Source organism: Paraburkholderia saeva (genome assembly GCF_907164555.1).
Taxonomy (GTDB): domain Bacteria; phylum Pseudomonadota; class Gammaproteobacteria; order Burkholderiales; family Burkholderiaceae; genus Paraburkholderia; species Paraburkholderia saeva.
On the sequence record NZ_CAJQZC010000001.1, the window covers coordinates 1 to 24,617 of the forward strand.

At 62.8% G+C, this 24,617-nt stretch carries 19 protein-coding genes; 17 read left to right on the forward strand and 2 right to left on the reverse strand.

The annotated features are described in order from the left end of the window. Window positions 1–402: 402 nt before the first annotated feature. On the reverse strand, window positions 403–1,602 hold the full coding sequence (locus tag LPA36_RS00005; protein ID WP_228874083.1) for a M20 aminoacylase family protein: 1,200 nt from the start codon (window positions 1,600–1,602) through the stop codon (window positions 403–405). A gap of 171 nt (window positions 1,603–1,773) precedes the next feature. Between LPA36_RS00005 and LPA36_RS00010 the strand changes: the two genes are divergently transcribed. Further along, window positions 1,774–3,852, forward strand: a complete 2,079-nt coding sequence (locus LPA36_RS00010) for a molybdopterin-containing oxidoreductase family protein (RefSeq protein WP_228874084.1) — start codon at window positions 1,774–1,776, stop codon at window positions 3,850–3,852. Between the two features lie 173 nt (window positions 3,853–4,025). Beyond that, on the forward strand, window positions 4,026–5,699 hold the full coding sequence (locus LPA36_RS00015) for a long-chain fatty acid--CoA ligase (protein ID WP_228874085.1): 1,674 nt from the start codon (window positions 4,026–4,028) through the stop codon (window positions 5,697–5,699). Between the two features lie 232 nt (window positions 5,700–5,931). On the opposite strand, the gene LPA36_RS00020 is transcribed toward LPA36_RS00015, so the two are convergent. After that, entirely contained in the window at window positions 5,932–7,104 is a 1,173-nt protein-coding gene (locus tag LPA36_RS00020; RefSeq protein WP_228874086.1) for a porin, read from the reverse strand. A 291-nt stretch (window positions 7,105–7,395) separates the two neighbouring features. On the opposite strand from LPA36_RS00020, the gene coq7 reads away from it, so the two are divergent. The 15 genes from coq7 (at window position 7,396) to ftsA (ending at window position 24,495) form a co-directional block, all read left to right on the forward strand. Further along, window positions 7,396–8,034 (forward strand): 2-polyprenyl-3-methyl-6-methoxy-1,4-benzoquinone monooxygenase, encoded by a 639-nt coding sequence (gene coq7 / locus LPA36_RS00025; protein WP_228874087.1) that lies wholly within the window; start codon window positions 7,396–7,398, stop codon window positions 8,032–8,034. Window positions 8,035–8,409: 375 nt separating this feature from the next. Continuing rightward, window positions 8,410–8,838 (forward strand): division/cell wall cluster transcriptional repressor MraZ, encoded by a 429-nt coding sequence (gene mraZ, locus LPA36_RS00030; protein WP_090538031.1) that lies wholly within the window; start codon window positions 8,410–8,412, stop codon window positions 8,836–8,838. Window positions 8,839–8,853: 15 nt separating this feature from the next. Then, window positions 8,854–9,807, forward strand: coding sequence for a 16S rRNA (cytosine(1402)-N(4))-methyltransferase RsmH (gene rsmH / locus LPA36_RS00035; RefSeq protein WP_228874088.1), 954 nt, complete (start codon window positions 8,854–8,856; stop codon window positions 9,805–9,807). After that, the gene (gene ftsL / locus LPA36_RS00040; protein WP_228874089.1) at window positions 9,804–10,160 is read left to right on the forward strand and encodes a cell division protein FtsL; all 357 of its coding nucleotides are present in this window, start codon (window positions 9,804–9,806) and stop codon (window positions 10,158–10,160) included. Before rsmH ends, ftsL begins: the two co-directional genes overlap by 4 nt. Further along, complete coding sequence (locus LPA36_RS00045) at window positions 10,157–12,043, forward strand: peptidoglycan D,D-transpeptidase FtsI family protein (protein ID WP_228874090.1); 1,887 nt, start codon at window positions 10,157–10,159, stop codon at window positions 12,041–12,043. Before ftsL ends, LPA36_RS00045 begins: the two co-directional genes overlap by 4 nt. After that, window positions 12,040–13,596: a UDP-N-acetylmuramoyl-L-alanyl-D-glutamate--2,6-diaminopimelate ligase gene (locus LPA36_RS00050; protein ID WP_228874091.1), complete on the forward strand. Its 1,557-nt coding sequence runs from the start codon at window positions 12,040–12,042 to the stop codon at window positions 13,594–13,596. The genes LPA36_RS00045 and LPA36_RS00050 overlap by 4 nt, the downstream gene beginning before the upstream one ends. Then, window positions 13,593–15,005 carry a UDP-N-acetylmuramoyl-tripeptide--D-alanyl-D-alanine ligase gene (locus tag LPA36_RS00055; protein ID WP_228874092.1) on the forward strand — a complete coding sequence of 471 codons (1,413 nt, stop codon included), beginning with the start codon at window positions 13,593–13,595 and terminating at the stop codon, window positions 15,003–15,005. The genes LPA36_RS00050 and LPA36_RS00055 overlap by 4 nt, the downstream gene beginning before the upstream one ends. Before the next feature lie 17 nt (window positions 15,006–15,022). Continuing rightward, a complete protein-coding gene (mraY, locus tag LPA36_RS00060; RefSeq protein ID WP_228874093.1) occupies window positions 15,023–16,192 on the forward strand; it encodes a phospho-N-acetylmuramoyl-pentapeptide-transferase in 1,170 nt (389 codons plus the stop codon). A 49-nt stretch (window positions 16,193–16,241) separates the two neighbouring features. Beyond that, on the forward strand, window positions 16,242–17,756 hold the full coding sequence (gene murD, locus LPA36_RS00065) for a UDP-N-acetylmuramoyl-L-alanine--D-glutamate ligase (protein ID WP_228874094.1): 1,515 nt from the start codon (window positions 16,242–16,244) through the stop codon (window positions 17,754–17,756). Beyond that, a complete protein-coding gene (ftsW, locus tag LPA36_RS00070) occupies window positions 17,753–19,021 on the forward strand; it encodes a putative lipid II flippase FtsW (RefSeq protein WP_228874095.1) in 1,269 nt (422 codons plus the stop codon). The genes murD and ftsW overlap by 4 nt, the downstream gene beginning before the upstream one ends. Then, window positions 19,018–20,139 carry an undecaprenyldiphospho-muramoylpentapeptide beta-N-acetylglucosaminyltransferase gene (gene murG / locus LPA36_RS00075; protein ID WP_228874096.1) on the forward strand — a complete coding sequence of 374 codons (1,122 nt, stop codon included), beginning with the start codon at window positions 19,018–19,020 and terminating at the stop codon, window positions 20,137–20,139. The genes ftsW and murG overlap by 4 nt, the downstream gene beginning before the upstream one ends. Next, window positions 20,136–21,527 (forward strand): UDP-N-acetylmuramate--L-alanine ligase, encoded by a 1,392-nt coding sequence (murC, locus tag LPA36_RS00080; RefSeq protein ID WP_228874097.1) that lies wholly within the window; start codon window positions 20,136–20,138, stop codon window positions 21,525–21,527. Before murG ends, murC begins: the two co-directional genes overlap by 4 nt. A 1-nt stretch (window position 21,528) precedes the next feature. Continuing rightward, window positions 21,529–22,473, forward strand: coding sequence for a D-alanine--D-alanine ligase (locus LPA36_RS00085; protein WP_228874098.1), 945 nt, complete (start codon window positions 21,529–21,531; stop codon window positions 22,471–22,473). Window positions 22,474–22,482: 9 nt separating this feature from the next. Then, window positions 22,483–23,235: a cell division protein FtsQ/DivIB gene (locus LPA36_RS00090; protein ID WP_228874099.1), complete on the forward strand. Its 753-nt coding sequence runs from the start codon at window positions 22,483–22,485 to the stop codon at window positions 23,233–23,235. A 27-nt stretch (window positions 23,236–23,262) separates the two neighbouring features. Beyond that, the gene (gene ftsA, locus LPA36_RS00095; RefSeq protein ID WP_228874100.1) at window positions 23,263–24,495 is read left to right on the forward strand and encodes a cell division protein FtsA; all 1,233 of its coding nucleotides are present in this window, start codon (window positions 23,263–23,265) and stop codon (window positions 24,493–24,495) included. Window positions 24,496–24,617 lie beyond the last annotated feature (122 nt).

Sequence of the window (24,617 nt, forward strand, 5' to 3'; positions counted from 1 at the left end):
GACTCCACGCCGATGATAGTGCGGATTGCCCGTGTGAAAGTAGGTAATCGTCAGGCTCCCCAGCAGCATCCGAAACCCCACCCCAAAAGTGGGGTTTCGGCGTTTACGGCGCGAAAAGCTACCGCTCAGAGACGCCCTTCGGTGTCCCTCCGTCGGGCATGCGATCCGGCAATCCCGGAGGTGAAGCCGGCCCCCGCCACCACGCCCCCCAGTGCGCATGCCTTCGCGGCGCAATCCATTTCCTTTCAGCGTGCAAACCGGCTGCCGGGAGTGCAATGCGAATTCCAACCCGGCTCAGTGAACGCCAATTTGTTCAGAGCGCGCCAAACCAGCGCAAAACGCGAGCGAGTCGGAGCCCTGCCAAGCCGCGTCCCCGACCCGGCAGTCTCCTCTCGCGCTTTTTCAGGCTTCCTGTTGCGCTAAATAGCGCTGCGCAAGACGCACCCAGTACGTTGACCCAACCGGCAACAGATCGTCGTTGAAATCGTAGCTCGCGTTGTGAAGCATGCACGGACCCGCACCATGGCCGGCATCGCGATGGCCGCCGTCACCATTTCCCAAAAATGCGTAGCACCCCGGCTTCGCGAGAAGCATGAACGAGAAGTCTTCAGCGCCCATTGTCGGCTCCACGGAGTCGTCGACGTTTTCTGCGCCTACGATCTCCTTCATTACCTCAGCGGCAAATCGGGCCTCTTTGGCGCTGTTGATCGTTGGCGGGTAGTTTCGGTGGAAGGTAATCTTGACTGAGCAGTCGTACGCCTCCGCCGTGCTTTCGGCGATTTTTCGAAGTCGCGCCTCAATGAGGTCCAGGGTTTGTGTCGTGAAAGTACGTACCGTACCGCCAATCCACGCAACGTCGGGTACGACGTTCACCGCATCGCCAGCGTGGATCTGCGTAATCGAAAGGACGGCAGTATCTAACGGCTTCTTGTTTCGCGTAATGATGCCCTGCAGTCCGTTGGCAATCTGAACCGCGGTAAAAACTGGATCGCGCCCGTTGTGCGGCAAGGCCGCGTGCGAACCGACGCCCGTGATTTCGATGCGAAATTCGTTGCTCGAGGCCATGATCGGTCCTTCGGTTACACCGAAGTGACCGGCCGGCATGCCCGGCCAGTTATGGATGCCAAAAACCGCGTCGACGGGAAAACGGGTAAACAGTCCGTCGTCGATCATCGCTTGAGCACCGGCGCCGCCTTCTTCTGCTGGCTGGAAGATAAACACGACGGTCCCATCGAAATCGCCGTGTTTCGCGAGGTAATGGGCGGCACCCAGCAACATCGCCGTATGGCCGTCGTGGCCGCACGCATGCATCTTCCCGTCATTGTGTGAGCGATGCTCGAAAGTATTCAGTTCGTGTACCGGCAGCGCATCCATGTCGGCGCGCAAACCGACGGATCGTTCGCTCGTGCCGCGTTTCAGTACGCCCACCACACCCGTTTTGCCGAGACCGCGATGTACCTCGATGCCCCAGGCGGTGAGATTCTTTGCCACGAGGTCCGCTGTCTGGGTTTCCTCGTAACGCAGTTCGGGATGTGCGTGAATGGTTCGTCGGAGGCTCTGAATTTCGCCGCGGGCGGCCTGGATTTCCGGGATGAGTTTCATGGTCGTGAGTGCGTCATTGGCTGCTTGTCGCTCGAGGCTGGAGGCTCGAGCCCGGGTCGGATCATTCTACGCCGAACGGCGTTTTTGGCGGGACGGCGCCGCCCGACTCGCCGCGAACGTAATAAAATTGCACATTGACTGGCATATGCCTCTCTTCTTCCCGGATTCCCGATGAACGCTCCCGCCGAATTCGCCCGTGCAGTGTGCCCGCACGACTGCCCGGATACCTGCGCAATGCGCGTTACCGTCGAAAACGGCAAGGCGGTCAGGGTGACGGGCGATCCCGATCACCCGCCCACGCAGGGCGTCCTTTGTACGAAGGTCAGCCGCTATGCGGAACGCGTGCACCACCCGCAACGGTTGACGACCCCAATGAAGCGCGTCGGCCGGAAAGGCGAGGGGCGGTTCGAGCCGATCAGTTGGGATGAAGCGTTCAGGCTGGCAGGCGAGCGCTTGTCGGAAATCGCGGAACGTGCTCCCGAAGCAATCGTGCCGTACAGCTATGCCGGCACGATGGGTCTCGTGCAAGGTGACAGCATCGCTCAGCGCTTCTTTCACAAGCTGGGTGCGTCGCAGCTCGAGCGGACGATCTGTGCCGCCGCTGGCGCAGCGGGCCTCAAATATACGTATGGCGCGAGCCTTGGCATGCTCACGGAGTTTTATGAAGAGAGCGAACTGATCCTGATCTGGGGTTCGAATCCGATCGCGTCGAATCTTCATTTCTGGACGCGCGCGCAGGAAGCGAAGCGCCGCGGCGCACGTCTTGTCGCGATTGATCCGTATCGTTCGCTGACGGCCGAAAAGTGTCATCAGCACATCGCGCTGAAGCCCGGCACCGACGCCGCGCTCGCGCTCGGCATGATGAACGTGCTCATCCGGGAAAACCTGCTCGACCGCGAATACATCGATGCGCATACGCTGGGTTTCGACGAACTGGCCGGGCGCGCCGCGACCTATCCACCTGCGCGTGCGGCCCAGATCTGCGGCATCGAGGAGCAGGTCATCGTCGATCTGGCGCTGCTTTACGGGCGGACCAGAAAAGCGGCGATTCGCCTCAACTACGGCATGCAGCGGGTGCGCGGCGGCGGCAACGCGGTGCGTGCGGTCGCCAGTCTGCCGTCGCTGACGGGTGCCTGGCGTGACCGCGCGGGCGGCTTGCTGCTGTCGTCGTCGGGTTGGACGCCGGCCAATTCACACGCGCTCGAGCGTCCGGATCTGATTCCGGGCTGGCCGCATAAGCAGCCGCGCCTCATCAACATGAATGCAATCGGCGACGCGCTGACTCATCCCGGCGACGCGCAGTTCGGTCCGAAGGTCGAGGCGATCGTCGTCTATAACTCGAACCCCGTCGCGGTGGCCCCTGATTCGGAAAAGGTTGCCGCAGGCTTCGCGCGCGATGACCTGTTCACGATCGTGCTCGAGCATTTCCAGACCGACACGGCCGACTACGCCGACCTGCTGTTGCCGGCCACAACGCAACTCGAGCACCTGGATGTCCACAAGTCGTACGGGCACACGCATGTCATGGTGAACCTGCCGGCAATCGCGCCTGTCGGCGATGCGCGTCCGAACACGGAAATTTTCCGCGGAATCGCGCGCGCCATGGGGCTCGAAGAGCCAGCGCTGTACGAAAGCGATGAAACCGTCGCGGCGGGTGCGTTTCGCTGGGACGACGCTACGCTCAAGGGTTCAGACTGGGAATCGCTCAAAACCGCTGGGTGGATCAAACTGAATCTGCCCGATGCGCCGCTCGCTGACGGCGCGTTCCGCACGCCGTCCGGCAAGTGCGAATTCTTCAGTGCGCGGCTTGCGCAGCAAGGGCTCGATCCGCTCCCCGACTATCTGCCGCCGTACGAGTCTGCTGATGGCGCCCCGGAGCTCGCGGCACGCTATCCGCTCGCGATGATTTCGCCGCCGTCGCGCAATTTCCTCAACAGCACGTTTGTGAACGTCGAAAGCCTGCGCTCCACTGAAGGCGAGCCGCATCTCGACATTCATCCCTCCGACGCCCTCCGCCGTGATGTCCACGATGGCGACCTGGTGCGTATCTTCAACGACCGCGGCTCGATGCAGGCGCGTGCCCGTGTGACGGAGCGCGCACGCGAAGGTCTCGTGGTCGGGCTGTCGATCTGGTGGAAAAAGCTGGCGCCAGATGGACGCAACGCCAATCAGGTCACGAGCCAGGCACTGACCGATCTTGGCGGTTCCGCCACGTTCTACGACTGCCTCGTCGAAGTCGAACGCGTGTGATTCCGGGGCGCTGACGCGCCTTGAACGCCGCCGGCAACGCGACCCTCGAACCGTCGGACGACGGTTCGAGGGTCGCGTCTAACCCGGGTTTCTTTCGAGAAAAACGACAAGGTACGCATGCTACGATGCGTGTTTTAGCACGACCATTCGAAAATATAAGGAGGAGACGCCGCATGGACAAAATCTGGCTGAAATCATATCCGCCCGGCGTTCCAGTTGAGATCGATCCGACGCAGTATGCGTCCATTGCGGACCTGCTCGAAGAAAGTTTCCGCAAGCACCGTGCGAAGCCTGCTTTCGTTTGTATGGGCCACGCGATCACCTACGGCGAACTCGACGATCTGTCGTGCAGGCTTGGCGCGTGGTTCCAGGCGAAGGGTCTCGTGCGCGGCGCGCGCATCGCCATCATGATGCCGAATGTGCTGCAATATCCGGTCGCCCTCGCGGCGATCCTGCGCGCGGGCTATGTCGTCGTGAACGTCAACCCCCTTTACACGCCGCGCGAGCTGGAGCATCAACTCCGCGACAGCGGTGCTGAAGCCATCATCATCCTCGAAAATTTTGCGCACACGCTGCAGGCGGTTCCCGCCAATACGTCGGTGAAACACGTGGTTGTCGCAGCGATGGGCGATCTGATGGGCGCGAAAGGGATGCTCGTCAATTTCGTCGTGCGTCGCGTGAAGAAAATGGTGCCGGCGTGGAGCCTCCCCGGCCACGTCCGCTTCAACCATGCCGTCGCCGAAGGCGGTCGTCAGAAGTTCAAGGCGGTCACGCAGGGCCCCGAAGACATCGCGTTTCTCCAATACACGGGCGGCACGACGGGCGTCGCGAAAGGGGCCACGCTCACGCACCGCAATATCGTCGCGAATGTTCTGCAGTCGCACGAGTGGATGGATCCGGGGCGCCACGGGCGCGGTGAGGTCGACCAGTTCGTCACCGTCGTCGCGCTGCCGCTTTATCACGTCTTCGCGCTGACGGTATGCGGGCTGCTGACGATCCGCACCGGGGGGCTCGGCGTACTCATTCCGAATCCGCGCGACATCGGCGGCATGATCAAGTCGTTGCGCGGCTATGCAATCACGACGATTCCCGCTGTGAACACGCTGTACAACGCGCTCCTGAACCACCCGGACTTTTCGCAACTCGATTTTTCGAAGCTGATCACCGCGAACGGTGGCGGCATGGCCGTTCAGGAGGCGGTCGCGAAACGCTGGTTCGAGAAGACGAATACGCCGATCGTCGAGGGTTACGGATTGTCGGAAACGTCGCCGTGCGTCACTTGCAATCCGGTGACGGTGACCGAATACAGCGGCACGATCGGTTTGCCGCTGCCGTCGACGGAAGTCTCGATCCGCGACGACGACGGAAACGAAGTGCCCCTCGGCCAGCCCGGCGAAATCTGCATTCGCGGTCCGCAGGTGATGGCCGGCTACTGGAACCGCCCGGACGAAACGGCCAAAGTGATGACCGGGGACGGCTTCTTCAAATCGGGCGATGTCGGTGTGATGAACGATAAGGGCTTCGTGAAGATCGTCGATCGCAAGAAGGACATGATCCTGGTGTCGGGTTTCAATGTCTATCCGAACGAGATCGAGGATGTCGTCGCGAAGCACCCTGGCGTCTTCGAGGTCGCAGCGGTCGGCATCCCCGACGAGCGTTCGGGCGAATCCGTCAAGCTCTTCATCGTGAAGAAAGACCCCGCGCTCACCGATGACGATCTGTTCGCCTTCTGCAAGACGCAACTTACAGGCTACAAGTGCCCGAAGACCATCGAATTTCGCTCGGAGCTGCCAAAGAGCAACGTCGGCAAGATCCTGCGACGTGAATTGCGCGAAGGGCGCGTTTGATGCGGTGATGGTGATGTAGCAGGTCGCGCCCGAGGCACACATGCATCGAAGCACGGACACAACGGCTCAATGGGTACATGCCTGTTGAGCCGTTTTCGTTGCAGCGCGAATAGCTGTGGTCTTCCCCGGTGATCATGCCGTCGCTCGTGCAAGAGGGTGTAATAACAGAGAAAACGGCACAAAAAAAGGCGCCCGAAGGCGCCTTTGAGACATACCGCTTTTTTACGACTTATTAGAACTTGTGACGGATACCGATACGAACCGTTGTCTGACGATCGCTCGTCGAAGAGTTCAGGTTGTTGATCGCCGCAACTGCCGTTTCGTTCTTCGAGTCCGTGCCCGAAGCCTTCTGGAAGACACCTGTCAGGTACACGTCGGTACGCTTCGACAGGAAGTAGTCCACGCCCAGTGCGCCCTGGTAGTACTTGGCGCCGCCGTTGGTCGTGCCATTTGCCTGTTCGACGTCGCTGCCGTCGGTGTAGTCAAATGCTGCGCCGACCAGCAGTGCCGGCGTCAACTGGTACTTGAAGTTGATTTCGGCGTTGTTGAACGTGGCCGTATCGCCGTGACGGAACGCGGTCGTGCCGTTCGCGCCGAGGTTCATGAACTTCGTGTTCGAGTACGTTGCGCCGATCGTTGCCGCGCCGAACGTGTACGCACCGCCTGCACCGATCACCTGGTACGTGTTTGCGGAGACGTAACCGCTATACACCGGCGAACCAACAGCCGACGGCGTCGCCGTCGCGGTGTTGTTGCCGAACAGGCCGCCTGCGTTCGACGGTGTGCGTGCATTCAGGTAGCCAACGCCGAGGACGAGGGGACCGTTCGCGTAGCCCGCACCCAACGACCAGATCTGGTTCGTCGACATGCTGCCGGCGACGCCGCCGAAGCTGTACGTGCCGCCGAACGTCAGGCCGCCGTAGTTCTTGCTGGCGAACTTGACCGTGTTGTTCGTGCGGTATGCATTGTTGAAGTTGTCCAGGTCGCCCGGGTGAGCCGCGATGTAGCCGCCCCATTGGTCGCCCACTTCGAGCGGGCCGACGTAATCAACGACGGAGTCGTACTGACGACCCAGCGTGACCGTGCCCAACTGGCTCGACAGACCCACATACGCCTGGCGACCGAACATCAGACCGCCTTGACCCAGGGCACCGCTGTTCACATCGAAACCGTTCTCCAGCACGAAGATGGCCTTCAGACCACCACCCAGATCTTCCGTACCACGCAGACCGAAACGGCTGCCTTGCAGCACGCCGCTGGACAGGTTGTACAACTGGTGGCCGCCCTTGTTCGACGTATAGTTGAAACCTTCATCAATAATGCCGTAAAGGGTCACGCTGCTCTGTGCGTGAGCGACGCCCGCAAACGTGCCCAGCGCTGCCAGAGCGAGAAGCGACTTTTTCATCGAAGAATCTCCAGGGAATTACGAATTTTTTATAGCAAGGCGAATGTTTATCGTGCGTTGCTGCCTTGATGTAACTTCGCGAGAAGTTGCCCGTAATGTAACAAAACGACCTACCTGCACAAAGGAAAAGCCGACCGCCCGGTCACCTCCTGTTTCGTTTACGCAACATGGGCTAAAATCCCAGGTTATCCCCGCTTTTGGGGTTCTGCTAAAACGTGTTTTGTCGTGCAAAGACAAAGCTTTACGATGCCTGATGCACTTCAGGCAGCGCTGCATTGGAGGGAGGCCTGGATGACGCTTGATGAGTTGATTGCCGAGCTTGATCGGGGATTACGTTCCATGACTGGCGTCTCACGGATGTCTCGTCCGGTTCCGCTTCCGGCAGTTGCGGCGGACGTATCGACGGCCGTCGAAATGTCGCCTGCGGAGCGCGCGCATGCCGCGGGTCTGATGCGTGTCAATCACGTGGGCGAGGTATGTGCCCAGGCGTTGTATCAGGCGCAGAAGCTGGCCACCCGTTCGCCGGCGCTGAAAGAAGCGTTCGAGCATGCCGCCCGCGAAGAGGAGGATCACCTCGCGTGGACGTCGCGTCGCCTCGAAGCGCTCGATTCGCGTCCGAGCCTGCTCAATCCGCTCTGGTATGCCGGCGCACTCGCGCTCGGTCTCGCGGCGGGCCGTTTCGGCGATCGCGTGAGCCTCGGCTTCATGGCCGAAACCGAGCAGCAGGTGGAACATCACCTCGACGGCCATCTGAAGAGCCTGCCGGAAGCCGATCTGGAATCGCGCGCCATCGTCGAGCAGATGCGCATTGATGAAGCGGCTCACGGTAAGGCCGCCAAAGACGCGGGCGGTATCGATCTGCCATTTCCCGTGCGCGCGCTGATGCGCGCTGCTTCGACAGTCATGACACGTACCGCGTATTACGTTTGATCCCGACGGTGGGACGGCGCGCAATGCACCGTCCAACGTCAACCTCGATGATCCGCGCCTTTCTTCCTCTCAGTTCGCTTACGCGCCGCGCCTTTCCCCTTCACTTTTCACGTATCACCTTCACACATCGCAGTAGCTCATTCATTTATAACGATTTTCTGTTTTAGATGCGACGTGAGCATGTCGCGCTAAGTCCTTGTTCTAGCAAACAAAATTCCTCGAAAAAGCGTGTTTCTCCCTTGACCCCTGTTTAGCGTTCCTCTAAAGTGGGAGACAGTGTGAGAAAGTGTACATTTGTGTGATTTACCGGTTCTTTTCGGGTAAATTTTCGAGATCACGCGGGCGTCGGGCGACGTCGAAAAGGGGAGAGCAGAAGTGTTCCAAGGGGCGTCGGCGCTGACTCTCGATGCGAAAGGACGGATGTCGGTTCCGTCCCGCTATCGTGAAGCGCTGCAAGGACAGGCAGAAGGCCGGGTGACGATTACCAAGCACCCGGACGGCTGCCTGTTGCTCTTTCCGCGCCCGGAATGGGAGGTCTTCCGCGCGAAGATCGCCGCGCTGCCGATGGACGCTCACTGGTGGCGCCGGATTTTCCTCGGCAACGCGTCGGACGTCGATCTCGATGGCGCGGGTCGCGTGCTGGTCTCGCCCGAATTGCGAATGGCAGCGATGCTGGAAAAGGAAGTGATGTTGCTCGGTATGGGCAGCCACTTTGAGTTATGGGATGCGCAGACCTATGCCGCGAAGGAACAGGCGGCTATGGCGCAGGGCATGCCCGATGCGTTGAAGAATTTCACGTTCTGATCGCGGTTTACATATATGGCACCTGCGATGGGAAACGAACTGCAGCATCGCACGGTGCTGCTGGAAGAGGCGGTCGATGCGCTCGTCACGCGCACGGATGGCATCTATGCGGATGGCACGTTCGGGCGTGGCGGCCATAGCCGTCTGGTGTTGAGCAGGCTGGGGGAAGGCGGACGTCTGATTGCGTTCGACAAAGACCCGCTCGCAATCGCCACGGCGCAGCAGATCGTCGATTCGCGTTTCGAGATCGTGCATGAGAGTTTTGCTTCGCTGCGTGACGCGATTGCGGAGCGCGGGGTAGGGCGGATATCGGGTGTGTTGCTGGATCTGGGTGTGTCGTCGCCGCAAATCGACGATCCGGAGCGGGGTTTCAGTTTCCGCGCCGACGGCCCGCTCGATATGCGGATGGACCCGACGCGCGGCGAGTCTGCCGCTGACTGGCTCGCGCGGGCCACGGTGCAGGAACTGACGGAGGTGATTCGAGATTATGGGGAAGAACGGTTTGCTTTTCAGATTGCAAAGGCGCTTGTTGCTCGCCGGGCAGAGTCCGACCGTCTTGGGCCTCTCGTCAGCACGGGCGAGCTTGCCCAAATCGTGGCTAACGTCGTCAAAACCCGTGAGAAGGGCAAGGATCCGGCAACCCGCACCTTTCAGGCTATACGGATTCACGTCAATCAAGAGCTTGCGGAGCTGCAAGTCGTTTTAGAAGCAGCGCTGTCGTTGCTGGAGCAAGGGGGGCGGCTGGTGGTCATCAGCTTTCATTCGCTCGAGGACCGGATCGTCAAACGATTCATGCAGGCGCACGCAAGTGCGCCTGCGGTCGACCGCCGCCTGCCGATTCGTGCCGTCGATCTGCCCAGCCCGCCGCTCAGAATCATTGGCCGTGTGTTTGCGGGTGACGAAGAAGTCGCCGCGAACCCGCGCGCCCGTTCGGCCGTGATGCGCGTTGCGGAGCGTATCGCGCCATGAACCGCCTCAATATCTTCCTGCTGATCGTCGTAATGGGCTGCGCGCTTTCCGTTGTCAACGCGACCAATCAGCAGCGCCAGATCTTTATCCAGTTGCAGCGGGCGCAGTCGCAGGAGCGACAGCTGCAGCAGGATTACTCGCAGCTTCAATATCAGCAGAGTGCGATGTCGAAGACCTCGCGCATCGAGCAGATCGCCACGACCGCATTGAAGATGCAGTCGGCCACGACCGGCCGCACGCAATACCTGACGCTTGCCGCAGGTGCTGCGAAAGCAGAGGACGCGCCGGTGCCGACCTCCGACGCCGGTCCGGCGTCGTCGGCATCCGCAGCTCGCCCGCGAGGTGTGCGATGAAAAAATCGACGAACCGCAAGAGCGCCAAAAGCGTCGCGTTCTCGGCGAATCCGATTCTTTCGGTTCGCTTGCCGATGTGGCGCTCGAAACTCGTCGTGTTTCTGCTGTTCATGGCGTTCGTCGCGCTCACGGCGCGCGCGTTCTGGATTCAGGGCCCGGGCAACGCGTTCTATCAGAAGCAGGGCGAAAGCCGCTATCAGCGCACGCTCGAACTGCCGGCCACGCGCGGCAAGATTCTTGATCGCAATGGACTCGTGCTGGCCACGAGCCTGCCCGTGCGCGCGATCTGGGCGATTCCCGAATCCGTGCCGGACGATCTCGGCGCCGACAAACTCGCGGCGCTCAGCAAGCTGCTCGACATGACGCAGAAAGAACTGCGCGCGAAGCTCTCGGAAGATAAAACCTTCGTCTATGTGAAGCGCCAGGTACCGGTCGACGTCGCGCAGAAAGTCGCCGATCTCGACATTCCAGGTATCTATCAGCGCGGTGAGTACAAGCGCTTCTACCCGGAAGGCGAGATTACGGCTCACCTGATCGGTTTCACGAACGTCGAAGACGAAGGCCAGGAAGGCGTCGAACTCGGCGACCAGAAGCTGCTCGCGGGCACGTCGGGCAGTCGTCGCGTGATCAAGGACCGGATGGGGCGCGTGATCGAGGACGTCGACGAGCAGGTCGTGCCGCACAACGGCACCGATGTCGACCTGTCGATCGACAGCAAGATCCAGTACATCGCGTACACGAACCTGAAAGCAGCGGTCGAGAAATTCAAGGCGAAGGCCGGCACGGCCATGGTGATCGACGTGCGCACGGGCGAAGTGCTCGCGCTCGTCAATTACCCGACGTACAACCCGAACGACCGCTCCCACCTTACGGGCGAACAGCTGCGCAACCGGATGCTGACCGACGTATTCGAGCCCGGCTCGATCATGAAGCCGTTCACGGTTTCGCTGGCGCTCGATCTGCATCGCGTCACGCCGACTACACTGGTAGATACCGGTCCGGGCCGATTCGTGCTGGACGGCGCACAGATTACCGATGACAGCGCGTTCGGCGTGCTGACGGTCGGCGGCGTGATCCAGAAGTCGAGCAACATCGGCGCCACGAAAATCGCCATGACGCTCAAGCCGGAAGAGATGTGGAACATGTACACGAGCATCGGTCTCGGTCAGGCGCCGAAGGTCGGGTTCCCCGGCGCGGCGGCGGGACGTCTGCGCCCGTGGCATAGCTGGCGGCGCATCGAGCAGGCGACGATGTCGTACGGCTACGGCCTGTCGGCATCGCTCTTCCAGCTGGCGCGCGCGTACACCGCGATCGCCCACGACGGCCAGATCGTGCCGGTGTCGATTTTCCGTACGCCCGGCGACCAGCCGGCGCCCGGTGCGCAGATTTTCTCGCCGACCACCGCGCGTGAAGTGCGCGCCATGCTCGAAACCGTGACGGCGCCAGGCGGCACGTCGCCGGATGCGGCGGTACCGGGCTACCGCGTGGGCGGCAAGAGCGGCACGGCGTACAAGCATGGCCCTCACGGCTACGACAAATCGAAGTACCGCGCTTCTTTCGTCGGTATGGCGCCGATGCCGAATCCTCGCATCGTCGTCGCGGTCTCAGTCGATGAACCGACGGCCGGCAGCCACTTTGGCGGTCAGGTATCGGGCCCCGTGTTTTCGTCGATCGTGGGCGATACGCTGCGCACGCTAAACGTGCCGCCGGACATGCCGGTCAAGCAGATGGTGGTATCCGACGATACGGCGCCGCCCGTAACGCCGGCTGCGCCGCCCGCCGCGGCGGCCGCCACGGCGAAGAAGCTCGCCACCGGCGCAGGTGGCGCGAAGAAACTCACCATCGCGGATAACGCGAAGACCCGTCCCGGAGTGGTCAGATGAGCGCGTTGCGTTCCGCGCATCCGGCGCACCGGCACATCGCCGAAGCGCTCGCCTGGCTGCACGCCCGCGTGCAGCCAGCGGCGCATCTGCACGCCGATACGCGCTCGGTCGCGGCCGGCGACGTGTTTCTCGCCTACGCTGTCGACGGCGCCGATAACCGTCCGTTCATCGATAACGCCATCGAACGCGGTGCAGCGGCGGTACTCGTTCAACCCGAAAATTTCGCCGGTGCAATCGATCCGGTCAACACGCTCGCCGTGACCGCGCTCAACGATCTGGCCGGCTCGATTGCAAGCGCCTGGTACAACGATCCGAGCGATGCAATGCTCGTCATCGGCGTGACGGGCACGAACGGCAAGACGTCGTGCAGTCAGTGGATTTCATCGGCGCTGACGGCGCTCGGCACGCGCTGCGCGATCATCGGCACGCTCGGCAGTGGCATGCCGGGTCAACTTGTTCACACCGGTTTCACGACGCCCGACGCGCCGCAGCTTCAGCGCAGTCTCGCGCAGTTGCAGGATGCCGGTGCGCAGGCCGTCGCGATGGAAGTGTCGTCGCACGCGCTGCATCAGGGGCGCGTGAACGGCACGTCGTTCGATATCGCCGTGTTCACGAACCTCACGCAGGATCATCTCGACTATCACGGCACGTTTGCCGCGTACGAAGCGGCGAAGGCGCGTCTTTTCGCATGGCCCGGTCTGCGCGCGGCCGTGATCAATCGCGACGACGAAGCCGGTCAGCGTCTGCTCGCGAGCGCGCACGGCAAGGTCCGCACGATCGCGTACGGCATCGAAGGCGCGCAGGGTAAAGCAGAGCAGGCAACGCCATCCGACGCGTGGCTCGTTGCGTCGAACGTTCGCGCGACGACGACGGGCACGGCCTTTCGTCTGGCGACTTCCGGATGGGGCGAGGCCGAAGTCGAAGTCGCGACGCTCGGCGCATTCAATGTGAGCAATCTGCTTGGCGTGCTCGGTGCGCTGCTCGCTGCCGACGTGCCGTTCGAAGCCGCGATCGCGGAACTCGAAAAGCTCGAACCGGTGAACGGGCGCATGCAGCGTCTCGGTGGCCGGTTGCAGAACGACGAACCGCTCGTCGTCATCGACTACGCACACACGCCCGACGCGCTGGAAAAGACGCTCGCCGCGCTCCGCCCGATCGCGGTTGCGCGTGGCGGCGAGCTCGTCTGCATGTTCGGCTGCGGCGGCGATCGCGACGCGACGAAGCGCCCGCTGATGGGCGCCATCGCCGAATCGTTCGCGGATGCGCTTGTCGTGACGAGTGACAACCCACGTAGCGAAGATCCGGCGTCGATCATCGACCAGATCGTCGCGGGCATGAAGGACGCCACGAAGGCGCGCCGTATCGACGACCGCGCAAGCGCGATCCTGCATGCGATCCGCCACGCCGCGCGCGAAGACGTGATCGTGCTGGCCGGTAAAGGGCACGAAGCAACACAGGAAATCATGGGCAAGAAACGCGCTTTCTCCGATCAGGATCACGCACGCCTCGCGCTCGCCGCACGCGCGACGCAGGCTCGCGGAGGTGGCGAATGAAGATGTATTCGCTCCGCGAAGCCGCTCTGCTGATTCCAGGCGCGATCGTACTCGGCGACGATTCGGTGACGTTCGATCGCGTGTCGACCGACAGCCGCACGGCGGGCCCCGGCGATCTTTTTGTCGCGCTGAAGGGCGACCGCTTCGATGCGCACGACTTCCTTTCGGAAGTCGCTGAGCGTCATGTGAGCGCCGCGCTTGTGACGCGCAGTCCGGGCGACTGGCGCGTGCCGGCGTTGCGTGTCGCCGATACGCGCGTCGCGCTCGGCGCGCTCGCGCGCGGCTGGCGTCGCCAGTTTTCGATGCCGCTCGTCGCGGTTACGGGTAGCAATGGCAAGACGACGGTCAAGGAAATGATCGCGTCGATTTTCGCGGCGGCGGTGGGTGAGCCGGCGCGACTCGCAACCGCCGGTAACTTCAACAACGACATCGGCTTGCCGCTCACGCTGTTTCGTCTGACAGAAGCGCACCGGCTCGCGGTTGTCGAACTCGGCATGAACCATCCCGGCGAAACCGATCAGCTCGCGAAGATCGCCGAGCCGACCGTCGCCGTGGTGAACAACGCGCAGCGCGAGCATCAGGAATTCATGGCGACCGTCGAGGCGGTCGCGCTCGAACACGCGAGCGTGATTCATGCGCTGAAGCCGGAAGGCGTGGCCGTCTTTCCGGCCGACGACGCGTACGCGAGCATCTGGCGTGTCGCCGCGACCGGCAGCCAGATCATCGACTTCGCACTGAATACCGCGGAGCGCGTCACCGACGCAGCCGTCACCGGCACGTTCGACGGCAGCGTTCTGACGATCGACTCGTCGCATGGCCGTATCGAGGTTGCGCTTCAGGTGCTTGGCGATCACAACGCCCGCAACGCGCTCGCCGCCACGGCGGCGGCGTTGGCGTCGAACGTGTCGCCTGACGCGATCAAACGCGGCCTCGAAGCGTTCGGCGCGGTGAAGGGGCGTCTGCAGGTGAAGCGCGCGGCGTCGGGCTCGTTCGCGGGCGCGACCATTATCGACGACACGTACAACGCCAACCCCGACTCGATGCGCGCCGCGATCGACGTGCTCGCGGCAAGCGCTTCGCCGCGCGTGCTCGTGATGGGCGACATGGGTGAGGTCGGTGACAGCGGTCCGGCGTTTCACCGCGAAGTCGGTGCGTACGCGAAGGAACGCGGCATCGAGACGTTGCTCGCCACGGGCGACGCAACACGCGATGCATGCAGCGCATTTGGCGCGCAAGCGCTTCATTTCGATGACGCGGCCGCACTGGTCGCCCATCTGCAACAGGCTGGCTTCGGGCCGGAAACAACGATTCTCGTAAAAGGCTCGCGCTTCATGAAGATGGAACGCGTGGTGGACGCCGTGACGAGTCCACAACCCTCCGCACCGGGCACGACGCCCGGCGCACACTGAAATAGAAGGACCGAGGCATGCTTCTGGCGCTGGCGCAATGGCTGCAGAATGACGCAAGCTTTTTGCGCGTGTTCAGTTATCTGACTTTCCGGGCGGTCGCGGCCACCATTACCGCGCTCGTGATCGGGCTCGTTTGTGGCCCGGCCGTGATCCGCAAGTTGACCGAGATGAAGGTCGGTCAGGCCGTCCGCAAAGACGGCCCGCAAACCCACCTCGTGAAATCGGGCACGCCGACGATGGGCGGCGTGCTGATCCTGCTTGGCATCGCAGTCGCCACGCTGCTGTGGGCCGATCTGACGAACCGTTTCATCTGGATCGTGATTCTCGTGACGTTCGGCTTCGGCGTGATCGGCTGGGTCGACGATTACCGCAAGGTGGTCCACAAGGATCCGCGCGGCATGTCGTCGCGCGAAAAGTACTTCTGGCAGTCGGTGATCGGACTTTTCGCGGCCGTCTATCTCGCGTTCAGCGTGTCGGAAGCGAACAACGTGCGCGTGTTCGATCTCTTCATGGCGTGGGTGCGCAGCGGTCTGTCGATGGGCCTGCCGGCGCGCGCCGACCTGCTACTGCCGTTCGTGAAGTCGATCAGCTATCCGCTCGGCGTGTGGGGTTTCATCGTGCTGACGTATCTCGTGATCGTCGGCGCGAGCAACGCAGTGAATCTCACCGATGGTCTCGACGGTCTCGTGATCATGCCGGTCGTGCTGGTGGGCGCATCGCTCGGCGTGTTCGCGTACGTGATGGGCAGTTCGGTCTATTCGAAGTATCTGCTGTTCCCGCATATTCCCGGTGCGGGCGAACTGCTGATCTTCTGTTCCGCGATGGGGGGCGCCGGCCTCGCGTTTCTCTGGTACAACACGCACCCCGCGCAGATGTTCATGGGCGACGTCGGCGCACTCGCGCTCGGTGGCGCGCTCGGCACGATCGCGGTCATCGTGCGTCAGGAAATCGTGCTCTTCATCATGGGCGGCATCTTCGTCGCGGAAACGCTGTCGGTGATGTTGCAGGTCACGTGGTTCAAATACACGAAGCGTCGCTACGGAGAAGGGCGGCGGTTCTTCAAGATGGCGCCGCTGCATCACCACTTCGAACTGTCGGGCTGGAAAGAGACGCAAGTGGTGGTGCGGTTCTGGATCATCACGCTCATGTTGTGCCTGTTCGGTCTGTCCACGCTCAAGCTGCGTTGATCGGTCGAAGCGGTGTGGCCATTGAAGTGAATTAAAGGGAAAGCAAGCGATGTTTGGCGAGAAGTTTCGGGATCGGCAAAAGCCGATGGTGCTCGTGCTGGGACTCGGGGAATCGGGTCTCGCGATGGCGCGCTGGTGCGCGCGCCATGGGTGCCGGCTGCGCGTTGCCGATACACGCGAAGTGCCGCCGAACCTGTCCGGGCTCGAAGCGCACGGCGTCGATGCCGAGTTTGTCGGCGGCCCGTTCTCGCCCGTGCTACTCGAAGGCGTGGAACTGGTCGCGATCAGTCCGGGCCTCTCGCCGCTTGCCGCCGATCTGTTGCCGCTCATCGCCGAAGCACGCGAAAAAGACATCCCCGTGTGGGGCGAACTCGAATTCTTCGCGCAGGCGCTGAAGACGCTCGGCGAAAGCGGCTACGCGCCGAAGGTCATCGCCATCACCGGCACCAACGGCAAGACCACGACGACGAGCCTCACCGGTTTGCTGTGTGAGCGCGCCGGCAAGAAGGTCGCGGTCGCCGGCAACATCAGCCCGGCCGCGCTCGACAAACTCACCGAAGCAATCGACAACACCGCGCTGCCCGACATCTGGGTGCTCGAACTCTCGAGCTTCCAGCTGGAAACCGCGCACACATTCGCGCCGGACGCGGCCGTGGTGCTGAACATCACGCAGGATCACCTCGACTGGCACGGTGGCCTCGACGCCTATGCTGCCGCGAAGGGACGCATCTTCGGGCCGGAAACCGTGCGCGTGCTGAACCGCGACGACGCGCGCGTGATGGCGCTCGCGCCCACCGAAGGCGCAGCCGCGCCGGTCGTCACCTTCGGCCTGAACGAGCCGACGCGCGCGGGTGACTACGGTCTCTTGCGCGACAACGCGATGAACTGGCTCGTCGAGGCAAACGACCGCGACGCCAGCGACGAGCCGCAACCCACGCGCCGTCGCAAGAGCGAAACCACGACGCCGCCGAACATCGGCCTGAAGCGCCTGATGCCCGCCGACGCATTGCGCATTCGCGGCCTGCACAATGCAGCGAACGCGCTGGCCGCATTCGCACTCGCGCGCGCCGTCGGTCTGCCGGGTGCGCCGCTGCTGCATGGCCTGCGCGAATACCGTGGCGAGCCGCATCGGGTGGAACTGATTGCATCGATTGAAGGCGTCGATTTCGTCGACGACAGCAAGGGCACGAACGTCGGTGCGACGGTTGCCGCGCTCGATGGCCTCGCGCAACGCGCGGTGCTGATCGCCGGCGGCGACGGCAAGGGCCAGCAATTCGAGCCGCTTGCCGCGCCTGTGATGCGCTGGTGTCGTGCCGTGATGCTGATCGGCCGCGACGCGCCGCTGATCCGCGCGGCGCTCGAAGAGACCGGCATCGCACTCACCGATCACGCCACGCTGGAAGATGCGACGCGTGCCGCAAGCGCACTCGCGCAGCCGGGCGACGCCGTGCTGCTGTCGCCGGCGTGCGCGAGCTTCGACATGTTCAAGGGTTACGCGCACCGTGCCGCGGTGTTCCGCAGCACGGTCGAGGAAATCGCTGCGGAACGGGGGACGATGATATGAGCTGGTCCGAACGCTTCGGCTCTCGCCTCGCGAAACAACGCGGCTCCGCTGGCGGCGAAAGCATGTCCACGCGCTCGACGGGTAGCGGTCTTGCAAGCGCCGTCAATGGCGTGCGGCCGCTGCGCTCGCGCATGCTCGACTATGACCACTCGCTGTTGTGGGTCGTGATCGCGCTGCTCGGTCTCGGCGTGGTGATGGTGTATTCGGCATCGATCGCGATGCCTGATTCGCCGAAATACGCCGCGTATCGCGACTACGCTTTCCTCGTGCGACATCTGGTATCGCTCGCAGTCGCGGTTGTCGCGGCCGTGATCACGTTCCGGATTCCGATTTCGGTGTGGGACAAATATGCGCCGAAATTCTTCCTGATCGCGCTGCTCACGCTTGTGGTCGTACTGATTCCGCACATCGGTAAGGGCGTGAACGGCGCGCGTCGCTGGATTCCGCTCGGCATCACGAACATGCAGCCGTCGGAAATCATGAAGCTCGCCGTGACGATCTACGCGGCGAACTACACGGTGCGCAAACAGGAATACATGCACAGTTTCGCGAAAGGCTTTCTGCCGATGGCGTTCGCCGTCGGTGTGGTCGGCGCGCTGCTGCTGCTCGAGCCGGACATGGGCGCGTTCATGGTGATCGCGGCGATCGCGATGGGCGTGCTGTTCCTCGGCGGCGTGAACGGCAAGCTGTTCGGCGGGCTGGTCGCGACCGCGGTGGGTACGTTCAGTCTGCTGGTGTGGGCATCGCCGTGGCGTCGCGAGCGGATTTTCGCGTATCTCGATCCATGGGACGACCGTTACGCGCAGGGCAAGGCGTATCAGCTGACGCACTCGCTGATCGCGTTCGGACGTGGCGAATGGTTTGGCGTCGGTCTTGGCGGCAGCGTCGAGAAGCTCAATTACCTGCCGGAAGCACATACCGACTTCATCCTCGCGGTGATCGGTGAGGAGCTCGGTTTCGTCGGCGTGCTGGTTGTGATCCTGATGTTTTACTGGATCGTGCGCCGCTCGTTCGAAATCGGCCGCCAGGCGCTCGCGCTCGATCGCACGTTCGCCGGGCTGGTTGCGAAAGGCGTCGGCATCTGGTTTGGCGCGCAGACGTTCATCAACATGGGCGTGAACCTCGGCCTCTTGCCGACCAAAGGTCTGACGCTGCCGCTCGTCAGCTACGGCGGCTCGGGGATCTTGCTGAACTGCGTCGCGCTGGCGGTGCTGATGCGGGTCGACTATGAGAACCGGGTGTTGATGCGCGGAGGAAAAGTATGACCGCGACGCAACAGCGCACCCTGATGGTGATGGCCGGCGGCACCGGGGGACACGTGTTCCCGGGGCTCGCGGTCGCTCACCGGATGGAAGCGTGGGGCTGGCGCGTCGTATGGCTCGGCAACCCGACCGGCATGGAAGCGACGCTCGTGCCGAAGCACGGCATTCCGATGGAGTTCGTGCGCTTCGGCGGTTTGCGCGGCAAGGGTCTGAAGACGAAGCTGATGTTGCCGCTGAATCTGCTGCGTGCGTGTACGCAAAGTTTGAGCGTGCTGCGCCGCGTGAAGCCGGACGTCGTACTCGGCATGGGCGGATACATCACGTTCCCGGCCGGATTGATGGCTGCGTTGAGCGGCCGTCCGCTCGTGCTGCACGAACAGAATTCGATCGCGGGCCTGACGAACAAGGTGCTCGCGAAGGTCGCAAAGCGCGTGCTGGTTGCGTTTCCGGATGCGTTACCCCATGCCGAATGGACAGGTAATCCGATTCGCGAGGAACTTGCGCTGACATTGGCACCCAAAGCTCGCTACGCACAACGCAGTGGCCCGCTGAATGTGCTGGTCGTCGGCGGTAGCCTGGGCGCGGCGGCGTTGAACGAAGTCGTGCCGCGCGCGCTTGCGCTGCTCGCACCGGCGCAACGTCCGCGCATCGTGCATCAGGCGGGCGCGAAGCATATCGACGCGCTGAAAGCGAACTACGCGCAAGCGGGTTTGACGCCGGGCGACGATTTGCAGCTCGTGCCGTTTATCGACGACATGGCGTCGGCCTACGCAAAAGCGGATCTCGTGATCTGCCGCTCGGGCGCGATGACGGTCGCTGAAATTGCAGCAGTGGGCGTGGCGGCGTTTTTCGTGCCGTTCCCGTACGCAGTAGATGATCACCAGACAACCAATGCAGCGTTTCTCGCCGATCACGGCGCGGCGCTGGTCGTGCAGCAACGCGATCTCTCGGCGGATAACCTCGCTGACTGGTTGCGCAGCCAGACGCGGGAAACCCTCGCGGAGATGGCAGAGCGTTCGCGCTCGCTCGCGAAACCCGATGCCACCGAACAGGTCGCGCAGATCTGCGCCGCCGTGGCGGGTGTAATCCCGAGCTTGAGCCCGGAAGGAAGGCAACAATGAAACACATCGTCAAACATATTCACTTTGTCGGCATCGGCGGTGCCGGCATGAGCGGCATCGCCGAAGTGCTCGTCAATCTCGGCTACCAGGTGAGCGGCTCCGATCTGTCGCGCAACGCAGTGACCGATCGCCTCGCCGCGCTCGGCGCGCGCATCGCAATCGGTCACGACGAGGCGAACATCGAAGGCGCGAACGCCGTTGTCGTTTCGACGGCCGTGCGCAGCGACAACCCGGAAGTGCTCGCTGCGCGCCACCGTCGTATTCCGATCGTGCCGCGCGCGGTGATGCTCGCGGAACTGATGCGCCTGAAGCAGGGCATCGCGATTGCCGGCACGCACGGCAAGACGACCACGACGTCGCTCGTGGCGAGCGTGCTCGCGGCCGGCGGACTCGATCCGACGTTCGTGATCGGCGGCCGTCTGATCAGCGCGGGCGCGAACGCGCGGCTCGGCACGGGCGACTTCATCGTCGCGGAAGCGGACGAATCCGATGCGTCGTTCCTGAACCTGTTCCCGGTGATCGAAGTCATCACGAACATCGACGCCGATCACATGGACACCTACGGCCACGATTTCGCGCGGCTCAAGCAGGCGTTCATCGAGTTCACGCATCGCTTGCCGTTCTACGGCATCGCGGTGCTGTGCGTCGACGATCCGAACGTGAAGGAAATCCTGCCGTTCGTGTCGAAACCGATCATCCGCTACGGGTTTGCGGCCGATGCGCAGGTGCGCGCCGTGAACGTCGAAGCGAAAGATGGCCGCATGCATTTCACCGCGATGCGTGAAGATGCGGCGCCCATCGACATCGTTTTGAACCTGCCTGGCACACACAATGTGCAGAACGCATTGGCCGCAATCGCAATTGCGACTGAACTTGAAGTGAAAGATGCCGATATCCAGCGAGCACTCGCGGATTTCAACGGCGTCGGCCGACGCTTCCAGCGTTACGGCGAAGTGCCGGCAGCGGACGGCGGCACGTACACGCTGGTTGACGATTACGGGCATCACCCGGTCGAAATGGCCGCGACGGTCGCGGCGGCGCGCGGTGCGTTTCCTGATCGCAGGCTCGTGCTGGCGTTCCAGCCGCACCGCTATACCCGCACGCGCGACTGCTTCGAAGATTTCGTGAAGGTGCTGTCGACGGTCGACGCGCTCGTGCTGACGGAAGTCTACGCAGCCGGCGAAGCGCCGATCATCGCCGCCGACGGCCGCGCGCTCGCGCGCGCGCTGCGGGTGGCGGGCAAGGTCGAGCCGGTATTTGTCGACACGGTGGATGAAGTGCCGGATGCGCTCGCAGCAGTGGTGCGCGGCGGCGATGTAGTGATCACGATGGGTGCAGGTTCGATCGGCGGTGTGCCGGGTCGGATCGCCCAGGAACAGAAGGTTTGAGATGAGCAGCAATATCGATCCGAAATCATTCGGCAAGGTGGCCGTCCTTCTCGGCGGGAATTCCGCTGAGCGCGAGGTGTCGCTCAATTCCGGTCGCCTCGTGCTGCAAGGCCTGCGCGACGTCGGTGTCGATGCGCATCCGTTCGATCCGGCTGAGCGTCCCCTCGCGGCGTTGAAGGAAGAAGGGTTTGTGCGCGCGTTCAACGCGCTGCATGGCGGCTATGGCGAGAACGGCCAGATCCAGGGCGCGCTCGATTTCTACGGCATCCGCTACACGGGCAGCGGCGTGCTGGGCTCGGCGCTCGGTCTCGACAAGTTCCGCACGAAGCTCGTGTGGCAGCAACTCGGCGTACCGACGCCGCCGTTCGAAGCCGTGCTGCGCGGCGACGACTACGACGCGCGCTCGGTTGACATCGTCGCGAAGCTCGGCCTGCCGCTCTTTGTGAAGCCGGCAAGCGAAGGGTCGAGTGTCGCGGTCATCAAGGTCAAGAGCGCGGATGCACTGCCGGCCGCGCTCGCCGAAGCCGCGAAGTTCGACAAAATCGTCGTGGTCGAAAAGAGCATCGAAGGCGGCGGCGAGTACACCGCGTGCATCGCAGGCGACCTCGATCTGCCGGTGATCCGCATCATCCCGGCTGGCGAGTTTTACGACTATCACGCGAAGTACGTCGCGAACGATACGCAGTATCTGATTCCGTGCGGTCTGACGCCTGATGAAGAAACGCGCCTGAAAGTGGTCGCGCGTCGCGCGTTCGACGTGCTGGGCTGCACCGACTGGGGCCGCGCCGATTTCATGCTCGACGCGGACGGTAACCCGTATTTCCTGGAAGTGAACACGGCGCCTGGCATGACCGATCACTCGCTGCCGCCGAAGGCGGCGCGCGCGGTCGGCATCAGCTACCAGGAGCTGGTGGTGAAAGTGCTGTCACTGACACTGAAGGACTGACGGTTACACATGTGGAACAACGTTCGCCAGCTCAATCTCGCCTCCAACGCACTGCATGCGTTGCTGGTGCTCGTGCTGCTGGCGGCAGGCGGTTACTGGATGATCCAGCGCCCGGGCTTCGCATTGCGCGAAATCCGGATCGACGGCGATACCGAGCACATCAATTCGCCGACGGTGCGCGCAGGTGTGGTCGGGCGGTTGAAGGGCAATTACTTCACCGTCGATCTGGACAGCGCGCGTCAGGCGTTCGAGCAGATGCCATGGGTGCGTCACGCAAGTGTGCGGCGCGTCTGGCCGAATGCGCTGGCTGTCACGCTGGAGGAGTACAAACCGCTCGGGACGTGGGGCAGCGATCAGCTCGTCAGTGTCGACGGCGATCTCTTCACCGCGAACCAGGGCGAGCTGGAGGAGGAACTGCCAGCCTTCGATGGACCGGAAGGCACGGCGAAGGAAGTGGTTGCGCGTTATCGGGACTTCAAGACGTGGCTTGCGCCGCTGGGCGCCACGCCGGAAGAAGTGACGCTGTCGCCGCGATATGCATGGACGGTGAAGCTGTCGAACGGGATGCAGGTGGAGCTGGGCCGCGAGCGCAATCAGGACACGCTGCTCGATCGCTCGCGCCGTCTGACAGCGGCCTGGCCGGCGGTGACGCAACGTTGGGGGAAGGATATCGAGTATGCGGACTTGCGCTATCCGAACGGCTTCGCGATTCGCGCAGCAGGCATGCGTTTTATCAGCGAACCCGACAAGGGCAAGAAGTAAACGGACATCACACGCAATGAGCACGCTATGAGTAAAGACTATAAAGATCTGCTGGTCGCCCTCGACATCGGGACGTCGAAGGTGGTGGCCATCGTCGCCGAGTTGAAGGGCGAAGGTCACTACGAGGTGATCGGCCTCGGCCAGAGCGAATCGAAGGGGCTCAAGAAAGGCGTCGTGGTGAACATCGAGGCCACGGTGCAATCGATTCAGCGCGCGCTGGAAGAAGCTGAACTGATGGCCGATTGCAAGATCACAAACGTATTCACGGGGATCGCCGGCAGCCATATCCGCAGCTTCAATTCGAGCGGCATGGTGGCGATCAAGGAAAAGGAAGTCACGCAGACGGACGTCGCGCGCGTGATCGAGACGGCGAAAGCGATCAACATCCCGACCGATCAGCAGGTGCTGCACATCCTGACGCAGGAATTCATCATCGACGGCCAGGAGGATGTGCGCGAACCGATCGGCATGAGCGGCATCCGTCTCGAAGTGAAGGTGCATATCGTGACCGGCGCGGTGAGCGCGGCGCAGAACATCGTCAAGTGCGTGCGTCGTTGCGGTCTCGAAGTGAACGATCTGATCCTGCAGCCGCTGGCGTCGTCGCTGGCTGTGCTGACGGAAGACGAAAAGGAACTTGGCGTGGTGCTCGTCGATATCGGCGGGGGCACGACCGATATTGCGATCTTCAGCGAAGGCGCGATCCGTCATACGGCAGTGATTCCGATTGCCGGCGACCAGATCACGAGTGACATCGCGATGGCGCTGCGCACGCCGACGCCAGACGCGGAAGACATCAAGGTCGGCTACGGCATCGCGAAGCAGGCGCTCGCCGACCCGGACGAAATGATCGAAGTGCCGGGTCTTGGCGAGCGCGGTCCGCGCACGCTGTCGCGCCAGGCGCTGGCGGCGGTCGTCGAGCCGCGCGTCGAAGAACTGTTTTCGCTCGTGCAGCAGGTCGTGCGCGAGTCGGGTTATGAGGAACTGCTGAGCTCCGGCGTGGTGCTGACGGGCGGCGCGGCGATGATGCCGGGCATGGTCGAACTCGGTGAAGACATTTTCCTGAAGCCGGTGCGCATCGGTGCGCCGGAATACGCGGGCGGCCTTGCTGACGTGGTGCGCAATCCGCGTTATTCGACGGCGATGGGTCTGCTCGTCGAGGGCCGCGCGCAACGTATGCGCGGTCGCAAGGTCGCCGTGCAGTCGGGATCGATGGGCCAGGTGCTCGGCCGTATGAAAGACTGGTTCCTCGGTAATTTTTAAGGTTTTACCGCAGCACCCGCAGTACGGCTTGAGTAGCAGGTTTCAAGAGCACAGTTTCAAAAATACGCGCTGGTGCCGGCGGCTGGCGCGCGACAGGAGGTTGCCCGATCTCCTGCCGGATA